We start from the raw sequence: 13393 nt of genomic DNA on the forward strand, positions 1-13393 counted from the left end.
GCGGCATTTTTTATTCATCATATTTCTTATTGATTTAATTAAATTTGGTTATTTGTGCTCTCACTAATGCTTTTCACGAAAATACCTTGGCAAGCCGAATCAATCCTCAGAAAATTCCGACCGCTAAAATTAACGATACCCCTCGCATGATGCGCACAGTGAGACAAGCATGAGTCAAATCACCCCCAAGGCCAGAGATGGCTTTACCAGCAAATTCGGCGTTCTTGCCGCCACCCTGGGCTCAGCCGTCGGGCTGGGAAATATCTGGAAGTTTCCCTACCTGACGGGCGAAAACGGCGGCGCCGGTTTCCTGCTGGTCTATGTGATCGCGACGCTGCTGGTCGGTCTGCCGGTGATGATCTCCGAGATCATGCTGGGCCGCAAAGGCAAGTCCGACGCCGTTACCACCCTCGGCAAGCTGGCCCCCAAGGGGCAGCCCTGGTGGTTGATCGCGGTCATGGGTGTGCTGGCAGCCTTCCTTATCATGTCCTTCTACTCCGAAGTGGCGGCCTGGGTCTTTGCCTACATCTTCAAGGCCGTTGACGGCTCCATTCTGTCGACCGATCCCAAGGTGACCGGGGCGGCCTTTGGGGCGCTGATAAGCGACCCCTTGCAGAGCCTGCTCTGGCAGTGGCTGGTGCTGGCCCTGATGGGAGGCATCCTGCTGATGGGGGTCTCCAAGGGGATCGAGGCGGTGACCAAGAAGCTGATGCCGGTGCTCTTCATCCTGTTGCTGGTCATCGGCATCCGCAGCCTGACCCTGCCCGGGGCCAGCCAGGGGCTGCACTTTCTGTTCTCGCCGGATCTCTCCAAGATCACTGCCGGGGTGGTGCTGACCGCCATGGGGCTGGCCTTCTTCAAGCTCTCCATCGGCATGGGCTGCATGATGACCTATGGCAGCTACTTTCGGGATGATCAGAATATCCCGCTGACCACCTTCCGGGTGATGTGCGCCGACCTGTTTGTCTCCATGCTGGCCGGCATCGCCATCTTCCCGGCGGTATTCGCCTTCGGTTTTGAACCCACCGCCGGCCCCTCTCTGCTGTTCATCACCATACCGGCGGTCTTCGCCAGCATTCCGTTTGGCCACCTGTTCATGGTGCTGTTCTTCGTGCTTTCCGCCATCGCCGCCACCGGCGCCATGCTCTCCATCCTGGAAGTGCCGGTCTCGGTGGTCTCAGAGCGATTCCACATGAGCCGCCCCAAGGCGACCCTGCTCAACTTGCTGGTGTTGGGGGCGGTGGGCTCCACCTGCGCGCTCTCCAACAGCTCGCTGGCGGAGGTACAGATCGCCGGCAAGACCTTCTTCGACCTGTTCGATTTCGTCTCCTCCAACGTGTTGATGCCCCTTGGCGGCATCTTCCTCTGCCTGTTCGTGGGCTGGGTGTGGGGCTTCGAGCGGATGAAGGAGGCGCTGACCAACGGTGGCGAGCTGGAGCTGGCCATCCTCAAGCCGCTCTTCTTCATCATCCGTTACGTGTCGCCGCTGTTGATCCTGATCGTGATGCTCAAGGGGCTGGGGCTGTTTTAGCAGGCAGTTCCCACAGCAAAAGAGCGCCGCAAGGCGCTCTTTTTGTTGGTGATGCGGATCCGGTGAACCGCGCTAGATGAGGCCGAGGCGAGACAACTCTTCCTTGAGCTGATCGGCGTTGCGCTCGACGCAGGCCTCGCCCTCGTTGATGGCATCGCTGGCGCGGTGGAAATCCATGATGGAGAAGCTGCCAAGGCGCGGGCAGAGCTGGATCTCGGGCGGGTCGCCGGCCATCCGCGCCCGGGTGATGCGCTCCTGCATGATGTTGATGGAGCCGGTCATCACGCTCCACATGCCCGGTGTGTTGGGGCTGTCGCCCCGGTTGAACCACTGGCTGAAGCGGTTGCCGCCGCTGGGTTCGTCCGGCTCGTCGGTCCAGGGCTGGTGCATGTCGGCGTTGAGGTTGACCGCGATCACCACCTCGGCCCCCATGGCGCGGGCCAGCGAGATGGGCACCGGGTTGACCACGGCGCCGTCCACCAGCCAGCGATCCTCGACCCGGGTCGGGGTCAGGATGCCGGGCATGCCGCAGGAGGCGCGCACGCATTGGCGCAGTGGCCCCTGCTGCAACCAGATCTCGCGACCGGTGTCGAGTTCGGTAGCGACGCAGGCGAAGGGGAGCGGCAGGCTCTCGATGGCGGGATCCCCTAAGTGATTGGCGGCGATGCCAAACACCTTCTCGCCGCGAAACAGGCCGCCGGAGAGGGCTGGATCGAGCAGGCTGACCACCTGCAAGCGGCTGAAGCCGCGCACCCAGCTCTCCAGCTTGTCCAGTTCACCGGCGGCATAGGCGGCGCCGACAAAGCTGCCGATGGAGCAGCCGGCCACTAGGTCCGGTTTGACGCCGAGCCGCTCCAGCGCCCGTATGATGCCGATATGCGCCCATCCACGGGCCGCGCCGCTACCAAGAGCCAGTCCCACACGGGGTTTTCGTGCCACTTTGTCTCTCCGAACATGAGTGAGGGGATCAGCTTACCCGCAGTTGCCGGCGCCGTCATCCTGCCAGGGTTCACTGCGATTGCGCCCGTTGGCTTTGGCCTGGTAGAGCGCCACGTCGGCTCGCCTGATGGCCTCCTGCAGCGGTGTCTCGGCGCTGCTGTGGTGATAGCCGAGGCTGATGGTGACCGCCAGCGCTGGCGCGAGCTCCTGCCAGGGGTGACTGGCGATGTGCTGGCGCAACCGCTCGGTCAGCTGGTCGAGCGGTACGCTCCCTCTGGTCACCAGCAGCAAAAACTCCTCACCGCCCCAGCGGATCAGGGCATCTCCCCGCCGCAGCTGTTGCTGACAGAGGTGCACCAGCTGGATCAGCACCTGGTCGCCCACTTCGTGACCAAAGCGGTCGTTGACCTGTTTGAAGTGATCGCAGTCGAACATGATCACCCCGAGGCTGCCCCCGCGCTGTTGATGGCGGCGCTCGAACTCGTCGAAGTAGTGGCGGTTGAAGGCGCCGGTCAAGGCATCGTGACTGGAGAGGTAGTCCAGCTGCCGGTTCAGGCGGCGGGACTTGAGGTTGGCGAGCACGGCCCAGGCCATAAAGAAGAGGGCGATCAGGGTTGGTGCGGACTGGCAGAGCAGGGCCCACAGCAGGGAAGGCAAAGGGACGCGGTGGAGCAGGGTGAGCTCGGTGTCAGGAATGGCGTACTGGAACTGAAACGCCCCCTGATGCCAGCGATAGCCAGCCTGCGTCGCCATCGGCTTTGGGCGCAGGTCTGCCTCCTTCACGCTGCTGGCCAGGATCTGTTGATGCTGGTTGACCAGAAACAGGGTGCCCATCTCGGGGGTGGACTCTCGCAGCAGCTGTTCCAGCCGGGAGAGCAGCACGTCGATGCTGATGACTCCCACCAGCACCTGATCCTTCACGATGGGCTGTGACAGGGTGATCATCTGCCCCGTCCCGGCAAAGTCCTCGTAGGGGCGTGAGACGGTGGCGCGCAGGCTCTTCTCTTTCTGCTTCAGGGCATCCTGCCAGTAGGACTTGAGATAGATGCTGCGCTGAAAATGGAACTGGCTGGAGGGGACCCAGGGGTAGAGGTAGAGGAAGTCATCGACCCCGGTGAAGTAGACCCAGCCAACCTTGTCTCCCAGCAGCTTGCTGGCGGTGGAGAGCAGGGGGGAGAGGCTCAGCGCCAGGTGCAGCCTGGCGGCACGCTGGCTGCCGGGGGCAGGCAGTGAGCCCAGCCCGGTCAGGTTGCCGCTCAGCCCTTTGGGCAGGTTGGTGGGCACCCGATCCAGCGCAAAGCCCTGGCTGCCGTTTTCCCGCAGGGCGCCGTAGAGCTGGATAGTGAGGGCGGATTGCGGGTTGCTGCGCAGCCGCTCCTCGGCCTGACCGCGCATGGCCTCGAGAAAGGTTTCCATTTGTTGAAACTGGGATTTCAGGCGGGAGGCGGTGCTGAGGGTGTCGCTCTGATAATGGTCGGTGACCTGGGGCAGGGTCAGCTTGAGGGTGATGGCTAGCAGCAGGGCGACGAAGGCGCAGAGCAGCCATTGCAGGCGATAGGTAACAAAATGGGGTCTGGGTTCTGGCATAGGCGTTAGGCTGGATCTGGACAGGTTCGGAGAATCAGTTTAGGGCACAATCGTGAAGCCCGTCTTCTGCTACTGCTATTTCAATCAAATATCGCCGTATCTGTTACGTTTTGTCACATTTATACATAGTCACGGCATAGTCAGGGGGTAACATGGTGACCATCATTGATGAAGTGCCCTCTTTTCTCTTAATTTCATGGATTGCTTGATGAAAATGCGTACATGGCTGGTGCTTGCCTGCCTCTCTCTGCTGATTTCCGCCGGCTGGTATTACCGCCACTCCGCCCCTGCCGGCAAACCCCAGCCACGTCAGGTCAACATCAGGGCGCAGACGGTCAGCCAGAGCCTGGCCGAACCCTCCATCAAGCTGGTGAGCAAGCTGGCCGCCAACCGCTCCGTAGTGATAAGCCCCGAGGTGACCGGCCGCATCGTCAAGATTGCGGTGCGCTCCGGCCAGCAGGTCAAGCAGGGGGACGTGCTGATCGCCCTCGACGCCGGCAAGCAGCAGGCGGAGCTGGCCGAGCAGAGCGCCAGCGTGCGCGATGAGAGCCGCAAGCTGCGGGACATGCGCCGGCTGGTGGCGCGCGGCGCCATCACCACCTCCGAGCTGGAAGGGCAGGAGGCCACGGTCGCCCAGGCTCAGGCCCGCGCCGATGCCGCCAAGTACGAGCTCTCCCTGCGCACCCTGCTGGCGCCGTTCGACGGCTCGGTCAGCCTCATCGATCTGAGCGAAGGAGCCCTGGTCAACAGCGGCGACACCCTGCTCCACCTGGACGAGCTGGCCAAGCTGCGGCTCGATCTGGCGGTGCCTGAGCGCTACCTCTCGCTGCTGCGCCCCGGCATGGCGGTGACGGCGACCAGTTCGGCCTGGCCGGATCAACCTTTTCGCGGCGTGCTGGAGACCCTGGACAGCCGCGTCTCCAACGATACCCAGAACATCAAGGCGCGGGTGATCATCCCCAATCCCGACGGTCAGCTGCGCCCCGGCATGCTGCTCAACGTCGAGCTCTCCCTGCCGCCACAGAAGATGACCCTGATCCCGGCCCAGTCGGTGGAGTATGCCGGCGAGCAGCGCTTCGTCTATCGTCTCGAACTCAATGGCAAGGTCAAGCGGGTGCCGGTGGTGCTGGGGGATACCCATGGCGAAGAGGTGTGGGTGACCGAAGGGCTCAAGGTGGGCGATCGCATCGTGGTCGAGGGGCTGGTCAACCTGCGTGACGGCGTCAGCGTGCACGATCTGGCGGAGGTCAAAGGCTGATGTGGCTCTCCGATATTTCCGTGCGCCGCCCGCTGGTAGCGGTGGTGCTGAGCGCGCTGCTCACCGTGTTTGGTCTGGTGGCGTTTTCCAAGCTGACGGTGCGGGAGATGCCGGACGTGCAGACCCCGTCCGTTTCCATCACCACCATGTACGAGGGGGCCGCCCCCGCCGTCATGGAGAGCCAGGTCACCAAGCCCATCGAGGATCAGCTCTCCGGCATCAGCGGCATCAAGAACATCAACTCGGTGACCCGCAAGGGACGCTCTGTCATCACGGTGGAGTTCAAGCTCGGTTGGAACATGGTGGAGGGGATCTCCGATGTGCGCGACGCCATCTCCCGCGCCCGTCCCAAGCTGCCGGACGAGGTGGATGAACCCCTGGTCACCAAGGACAACGGCAACGGCGACGTGGCGGTCTGGCTCAACTTCAGCAGCACCCAGATGGACCGCACCGCCATGACCGACTACGCCAACCGGGTATTGGTGGATCCCTTGAGCCTGGTGGACGGGGTGAGCGAGGTGTCCCTCTCCGGCGATCTGACCCAGGTGATGTACGTGCGACTGCGCCCATCCGACATGGCGGCGCGCGGCGTCACGGTGGCGGACGTGCAGGACGCCCTCAAGCGCGAGAACATCGAGCTGCCGGGTGGCGAGATCCGCAACAACAGCATGACCATGGCGGTGCAGATTGCCCGGCTCTATCACACCGCCGCCGATTTCCAGGCGCTGCAGGTGCGCACCGCCGCCAACGGCCAGAGCATCTATCTGGCCGACATCGCCGATGTGGAGGTGGGGGCCAAGAACGAAGACAGCGCCTACCAGCGCAACGGCCGTGAGAGCCTGGGGATCGGCATAGTCGCCCAGTCCACCGCGAACCCGCTGGCGGTGGCGCAGGGGGTAGAGAAGAAGATGGCCGAGATGCAGCGCTTCCTGCCGGAGGGGGCGACCCTGGAGGTCGACTACGACTCCACCATCTTCATCAAGCAGGCCATCGACGAGGTGTACGAGACCCTGGCCATCTGCGCCGTGCTGGTAGTGGCCGTGCTTTACCTGTTCCTGGGGCAGGGGCGCACCACCCTCATTCCGGCCATCACGGTGCCGGTCTCCCTCATCTCTGCCTTTATCGGTGCCTGGTATCTGGGCTTTTCCATCAACCTCATCACCCTGCTCGCGCTCATTCTTGCCATCGGTCTGGTGGTGGATGACGCCATCGTGGTGGTTGAGAACATTCACCACCATCTGCAGCGCGGCGAGCCGCCCCTGCTGGCCGCCTGGCACGGCACCCGCGAGGTGGGCTTTGCGGTCATTGCCACTACCGCCGTGCTGGTGATGGTGTTCGTGCCCATCGCCTTCATGGATGGCATGGTGGGCCGGCTCTTCACCGAGTTTGCCATCCTGCTGTCGCTGGCGGTGCTCTTCTCGTCGCTGATCGCGCTCACTCTGACCCCGGCCATGGGCTCCTGGCTGATGCGCTCGGTGGATAGACCCAACCGGCTGACGGCGGCGCTCGATCGCGGCCTCGGCTGGGTGGAGAAGCACTATCGCACTCTGCTTGGTGCCGTGCTGCGTCATTCGCGCTGGACCCCGCTGGTGCTGGTGCTCTGCCTGGGCGGCATCGGCGCCCTGTTTGCCCAGCTGCCCACCAGCCTGACCCCGACCGAGGATCGGGGCGTGCTCTACGTCTTCGTCAAGGGGGCCGAGGGCACCAGCATCGAGCGGATGAAGCGCAACATGCAGCAGGTGGAGGCGGCTATCATGCCGCTGCTTGGCAAAGGGGTGGTGCAGGCCATGAGCTTCAGCACCCCGGCCTTCGGCCGTGGCGGCGATCAGACCGGCATGGCCATCATCCAGCTCACCGACTGGGCCGAGCGGGATGAGACCGCCACCGAATTCGCCAAGTCCCTGAGCGGGCGGCTGGCCGGCATTCCGGACGTGATGATCCGCACCTTCCAGCCGGGTTTTCGCGGTGGCTCCACTGCGGCGGTGCAGTTCGTGCTGCAGGGCTCCGACTATGCCGAGCTCTATCAGCAGGGGCTGGCCCTGAAAGAGGCGGCGGCCCAGAGCGGCCTGATGGAGACGCCGGATCTCGACTACGCCGAGAAGACCCCGGAGCTGCAGGTGACCATAGAGCGGGATCGGGCCAACCAGCTCGGCATACCGGTCTCCACTGTCGCGAGCTCCCTGCAGGCCCTGCTCGGTGGCATCAGCCAGACCACCTATGTGGACAGAGGGGAAGAGTACGACGTCTACCTGCGTGCCAACCAGCGCGACTTCAACGGTGTCTCCGACTTGAGCCGCATCTACCTCAAGGCGGCCAACGGCGAGATGGTGACCCTCTCGACCCTGGCCACCGTCAAGCAGGTGGCGAGCCCGCAGCGCCTCAACCACTACCAGCGCCAGAAGGCGGTGACCCTGACTGCGGATCTGGCGCCGGGCCACACCCTGGGCGAGGCGCTGGATTACCTGGACGGCTGGGCCAATGCCAACCTGCCAAACGGCATGACGGTGGATTATGCCGGCGAGTCCAAGGACTATCGCGACAACCAGGGCGAGATGGTGATGGTGTTCGCTCTGGCTCTGTTGGTGGTCTATCTGGTGCTGGTGGCCCAGTTCGAGAGCATGCTGACCCCGGCGGTGGTGATGGTGACGGTGCCGCTCGGCATCTTCGGCGGCCTGCTCGGCCTCTGGCTGACGGGGCAGGAGATGAGCATCTACAGCCAGATCGGCATGATCATGCTGATCGGCATGGTGACCAAGAACGGCATCCTGATCGTCGAGTTCATCAACCAGTTGCGCCAGCGTGGCGAAGGGTTCGACGAGGCGATCATCGCAGGCTCGGTGCGCCGCTTGCGCCCGATCCTGATGACTTCCCTCACCGCCATCATAGGGGCCGTGCCGCTGATGCTCTCCATGGGGGCGGGGTATGAAAGCCGGATGTCGGTGGGCACCGTGGTCTTCTTCGGATTATCGCTGGCGACCCTGGTCACCCTGCTGCTGGTGCCCGCCATCTACCATCTGCTGGCCAGACGGGCCGGCATGACCGGAGCGCGGGATCAACAGGTGGACGAGGCGCTGGCCGCCAGCGAGGGCGCCTCGCAGCAGGACAAACCGGCCGCCTGATGCGGCCCCCCATATAGGGGCAGAGGCTGGCATGCAAACGGCTGCAGGTTAATATGTAGCCAGTTTGATACTCGAGGTGAGTCATGTTGCCATCAGCCATTTATGAGCCGCTGCCCTTTGCCTACATGGGCAGCGGTTTGCTTTTGTTGGGGATTGCCGATCAGCCGGGGCTGTTGCTGGCCGGGTTGGCACTCTATCTGGCCGGTTCGCTGGCCTGGTTTCGGCGCGGCGCCTATCGCCGCCCAGACAAGCACCGGCTGGCGCGAAAGCAGGGCTGGCCGCTTTGGCTCTACGAGAGCCGGCCGTTTGCGCTGATCCTGCTGGGCCTGCTGATGCTGCGCCTGGCCACCCACCCGGTGTTCCTGGCGCCCGCCCTGGTCTGGTGCCTGCTGGGGGGTTATCAGCTGCTGCAGCGTCACTACAACCGTATCGTGCTGGCCCGCGCCCTGGCCTGAGCCGACCATTGACCCGCACTTTTCAGGCGAGCCCCGCTGGCTCGCCTTTTCCGCATCTATCGTAGGGGCAAAAAGCCGTCGCCCCCGCCTTGCTCTGCCGGTATAATGCGCGACCCGAATTGTTCCAGGTGGTCAAAATGCAGCCGGTTACCAACCTCTTCTCCTATCCCCGTTACTGGGCCGAGTGCTACGGCACGGCGCCCTTCCTGCCTATGTCCCGTGCGGAGATGGACAAGCTCGGCTGGGACAGCTGCGACATCGTGCTGGTGACAGGCGACGCCTACGTGGATCACCCGAGCTTCGGCATGGCGGTGATCGGCCGCATGCTCGAATCCCAGGGTTTTCGGGTCGGCATCATCGCCCAGCCGGACTGGTCATCGAAGGATGACTTCATGCGCCTGGGCAAGCCCAATCTCTTCTACGGGGTGACCGCGGGCAACATGGACTCCATGATCAACCGCTACACCGCCGACAAGAAGCTGCGCCACGACGACGCCTACACCCCGGGGGATGTGGGCGGCAAGCGGCCGGACCGCGCCACCCTGGTCTATACCCAGCGCTGCAAAGAGGCCTATAAAGAGGTGCCGGTGGTCATCGGCGGCATCGAGGCGTCGCTGCGCCGTATCGCCCATTACGACTACTGGTCCGAGACTATCCGTCGCTCGATCCTCATCGACGCCAAGGCCGACATCCTCATCTACGGCAACGCCGAGCGCCCCCTGGTGGAAGTGGCTCACCGCATTGCCGCGGGAGAGACCATCGACACCATGCAGGACATTCGCGGCACCGCCGTCATCCGCAAGGAGCCGCTGCCGGGTTGGCGCGGGGTGGATTCGAGCAAGCTTGACCAGATTGGCCGCATCGATCCCATCCCCAATCCCTATATGGAAGGGGCCCCCTGCGCGGACGATGAAGGTACCGCTCCGGCTGCACAGGAGGCCAAGCCCATCCTGGTGCAGCCGCCAAAGCAAAAGCCGTGGGAGCAGACCTACGTCAAGCTGCCAGCGTTCGAGCGGGTGAAGGAGGACAAGGTGCTCTACGCCCATGCGTCGCGCATCCTGCACCACGAGACCAACCCGGGTTGCGCCCGCGCCCTCTCCCAGGCCCACGGCGATCGCATCATCTGGGTCAACCCGCCTGCCTTCCCGCTCGAAACCGACGAGATGGACGGGGTGTTCGGCCTGCCTTACCAGCGGGTACCGCACCCGGCCTATGGCAACGAGAAGATCCCGGCCTACGACATGATCAAGACCTCGGTCAACATCATGCGCGGCTGCTTCGGCGGTTGTTCCTTCTGCTCCATCACCGAGCATGAGGGGCGCATCATCCAGAGCCGGTCGGAAGAGTCGATCTTGAAAGAAATCGAAGAGATCCGTGACAAGGTGCCGGGCTTTACCGGCGTCATCTCGGATCTGGGCGGCCCCACCGCCAACATGTACAAGCTGCGCTGCAAGAGCCCCAAGGCCGAGCAGACTTGTCGGCGCGCCTCCTGCGTCTGGCCGACCATCTGCCCGCACATGGACACCGACCACAGCCCGACCATCAACCTCTATCGCAAGGCGCGCGACCTCAAGGGTATCAAGAAGATCCTGATTGCCTCCGGGGTGCGTTACGACATCGCGGTGGAAGATCCGCGCTACATCAAGGAGCTGGCCAAGTACCACGTCGGCGGCTATCTCAAGATCGCGCCGGAACACACCGAGGAGGGCCCGCTCTCCAAGATGATGAAGCCGGGCATGGGCAGCTACTACAGCTTCAAGGAGCTGTTCGACAAGTATTCCAAAGAGGCGGGCAAGCAGCAGTACCTGATCCCCTACTTCATCTCGGCCCACCCGGGTACCACGGATGAAGACATGGTGAACATGGCACTCTGGATCAAGTCCAACCGCTTCAAGCTCGATCAGGTGCAGAACTTCTACCCGTCGCCGCTCGCCAACGCCACCACCATGTATTACACCGAGAAAAACCCGCTCAACAAGGTGAGCCGCCAGGGCGGGGACGTGTTCGTGGTGAAAGGGGAGCGTCGCCGTCGCCTGCACAAGGCGCTGCTGCGCTATCACGATCCGGCCGGCTGGCCGATGATCCGCGAAGCCCTGCTGGAGATGGGCAAGAGCCACCTGATCGGCAACGGCCCCGACTGTCTGGTGCCGCCGGAAGGCCGTGGCGAAGCCAAGGCCGAGCGCAGCCGCAGCAAGGGCCTGAAACCTGCCTTGACCCGCCACAGTGCCATCACCCATCAGCGCAGCAATGGGGCTGGCAACAAGGCCGCCCGCAGCGAGGCCGGTGCAGCCAATGCCCCGGTGGCCAGCAGAAATGGCGGCAAGGCCGGCAATGGCAAACCGGTGGGCTCCCAGCTCCAGAAAGGCTCGGGTAACGGCAAGCCCAGTTCGCAAGGTACAGGTCAGGGCGCAGGTCAGAGTGCTGGTAAGAGCAAACCGTTCGGCAAGCCCGCCCATAAGGGTAAAACCCCGACTCGCGCTGGCTCTGCCAAGCCGGGTGCCAAACCTGCCACTCAAGGCGGCAAGCCTGCGGCCAAAGGGAATGGTGCCAAGCGACCGGCGCGGTGATATTTGCTGATTAGCAAAGCGATAGAAATAAAAAGGCGACCATTCGGTCGCCTTTTTATTGTCAATGCATATGAAATGGTATTCACGTGACAACCTTCAACAGAGGGTGATAGTTATACGGTTCCATACCGGACAATAAAACGGTACACCTCGTTGCAATCCAATAATTCCAGCGCACAACGACAGCTGCTTCAATGGAGGATGAAGGGCTTTCACGCCGTATGTTGTGTGTTATTTTGGCCAGCGTTGGCAGTCAGTGAACGGGTAAAGGCAATGGGAAATTCGGCATTTATGCATCGTTTTGACGCATTGGGCGGGCTTGAGCTGCTTGTCGCGGACTTCTCGGATCATCGATTTGACGTGCATTGGCATGACACCTGGTCGATAGGTGTGGTCCTGCGCGGCGCCAATAACAACAGTGCCAAAGGCGATTACGACGGTATCATCAGCCGTGGGGAAATCAGCATCATAGCGCCGGGGCAGATGCATGCCGGGACTGTGCTGGGCGAAGAGGGGTGCCATTACTTCATGTTTTATCCCAGCCATGAGATGTTGCTTGGCGCGGCGGATAACATGGAGATGCCTTTGCCGCCGATAGTGCAGGGAAAACAGGTCGAACATGTGCTTTTAGCGAGCCGGTTGCATGAGACCGCAACGGTATTGACCGCGGCACACTCAACTCATTTTGATCGGGACGTGGTATGGAGCCACTGTGTGGCGGATCTGCTCCAACTATGTTCCCCGCGGCGAGCGCCACGGCTCGACGCCAGCATTGCGCCGGGTTTGCACAGGGCGAAAGAGTATCTGCACGACAACCTGACCCGGGAGGTACGTCTGGATAAACTGGCGCAGGCCGCCGGTCTGTCCAAGTTTCACCTTTGCCGCCAATTCTCGGCAACATTCGGTTTGTCGCCTAACCGCTATCAGCGGCAGCTCCGTTTGCTGCAGGCTAAGGGGCTGTTATCCAAAGGCGGTGACCTTGCGGAAATTGCCATTGCCTGCGGGTTTGCCGATCAGTCGCACTTGGGCAGGGCGTTCAAGTCGACTTATGGTGTGACCCCGCGCGGCTATCGCGACCGGTGCATTTGAGCAATATCGTTCTATCTCGCCGAATGACAGAGGCCGATAATGCGCCTTTTTAACGAAGCGAGAAAACCATGGTCATCGAATTATCCACGCTGGGTTTATTTGCCCTTTCGGCCGCCGTATTAACGTTAATCCCCGGTGCCGATATGCTTTGCGCATTGTCCAACCTGATTACCCATGACCCTCAGCCAGCTTCAAGAGCCGATATGGCATCGGAGGGCTTGCCACGACTGCATGCCCCAATTCAACCAACATGCTTTTGAGGTCAAAACGATGATTAAACCGGAAGCAGTATTCAGCAAGATGTCTCGGTAAATGCTTCGCTCCGAGCGTATGGCAACTGCCCCGCAGCGAGTTCTTCACATTCCCTATCATCGTGTTTACCCAGTTGAATGCCGGATGATCCAGCAAGTCAAGGTTGCCCCCGGTGACAACACCCAGGTGCTCACAATTGGCCTCCTTCACCGCCCTGAAACAGGCCAATCCATCGGATATCACCGCGCTACCACTGGCAACATGCCGTTTTGCCCAATCAGCAATGGACTTGGTTTTGAAACCATCGACCACCGTCATCCGCATCTTGATTGGATGCCCTTCCTTGTTCAGGGCCACTGCTGCCACAAATGGCGTCTTGCCTGCCGCGCCCCGACCCCGTTTGCCACCACGGTGCTCGCCACCCCAGTAGACATCATCGAGCTGAATGATGCCGCTGATGGGCTGCTTGTCATCGGACTCTTTCATGGCTTGCAGCAGCTTGTGCTTGAGCATCCAGGCGGTGTCATATTTGACGCCCAACTGGCGCTTTAGCTCCATCGCTGACAAACCTGTTTTGGTTTGTGACAACAGGTGCA

General features: G+C 62.1%; 9 protein-coding genes. 6 read left to right on the forward strand and 3 right to left on the reverse strand.

Annotation, left to right across the window (positions count from 1 at the left end):
- The first annotated feature begins 169 nt into the window (after positions 1-169).
- On the forward strand, positions 170-1531 hold the full coding sequence (locus CAK78_RS02330) for a sodium-dependent transporter (protein ID WP_094696233.1): 1362 nt from the start codon (positions 170-172) through the stop codon (positions 1529-1531).
- A 72-nt stretch (positions 1532-1603) separates the two neighbouring features.
- On the opposite strand, the gene CAK78_RS02335 is transcribed toward CAK78_RS02330, so the two are convergent.
- Positions 1604-2470 carry a patatin-like phospholipase family protein gene (locus tag CAK78_RS02335; protein ID WP_094696234.1) on the reverse strand — a complete coding sequence of 289 codons (867 nt, stop codon included), beginning with the start codon at positions 2468-2470 and terminating at the stop codon, positions 1604-1606.
- 33 nt (positions 2471-2503) lie between these two features.
- Positions 2504-4057: a sensor domain-containing diguanylate cyclase gene (locus CAK78_RS02340; protein WP_094696235.1), complete on the reverse strand. Its 1554-nt coding sequence runs from the start codon at positions 4055-4057 to the stop codon at positions 2504-2506.
- 208 nt (positions 4058-4265) lie between these two features.
- Between CAK78_RS02340 and CAK78_RS02345 the strand changes: the two genes are divergently transcribed.
- The 5 genes from CAK78_RS02345 (at position 4266) to CAK78_RS02365 (ending at position 12545) form a co-directional block, all read left to right on the forward strand.
- Complete coding sequence (locus tag CAK78_RS02345) at positions 4266-5315, forward strand: efflux RND transporter periplasmic adaptor subunit (RefSeq protein ID WP_254924686.1); 1050 nt, start codon at positions 4266-4268, stop codon at positions 5313-5315.
- Positions 5315-8434 carry an efflux RND transporter permease subunit gene (locus CAK78_RS02350; protein WP_094696237.1) on the forward strand — a complete coding sequence of 1040 codons (3120 nt, stop codon included), beginning with the start codon at positions 5315-5317 and terminating at the stop codon, positions 8432-8434. The genes CAK78_RS02345 and CAK78_RS02350 overlap by 1 nt, the downstream gene beginning before the upstream one ends.
- Positions 8435-8517: 83 nt before the next feature.
- Complete coding sequence (locus tag CAK78_RS02355) at positions 8518-8889, forward strand: hypothetical protein (protein WP_094696238.1); 372 nt, start codon at positions 8518-8520, stop codon at positions 8887-8889.
- A gap of 137 nt (positions 8890-9026) precedes the next feature.
- Entirely contained in the window at positions 9027-11456 is a 2430-nt protein-coding gene (locus CAK78_RS02360) for a YgiQ family radical SAM protein (RefSeq protein ID WP_094696241.1), read from the forward strand.
- Between the two features lie 291 nt (positions 11457-11747).
- A complete protein-coding gene (locus CAK78_RS02365; protein WP_094696239.1) occupies positions 11748-12545 on the forward strand; it encodes an AraC family transcriptional regulator in 798 nt (265 codons plus the stop codon).
- A gap of 168 nt (positions 12546-12713) precedes the next feature.
- Here the strand turns inward: CAK78_RS02365 and CAK78_RS02375 are convergent.
- Positions 12714-13393, reverse strand: a 680-nt coding sequence (locus tag CAK78_RS02375) for an IS1595 family transposase (protein WP_094696242.1), incomplete at its 5' end; no start/stop codon positions are given.

This window comes from Aeromonas sp. A35_P, assembly GCF_002259925.1.
GTDB lineage: Bacteria > Pseudomonadota > Gammaproteobacteria > Enterobacterales > Aeromonadaceae > Aeromonas > Aeromonas dhakensis.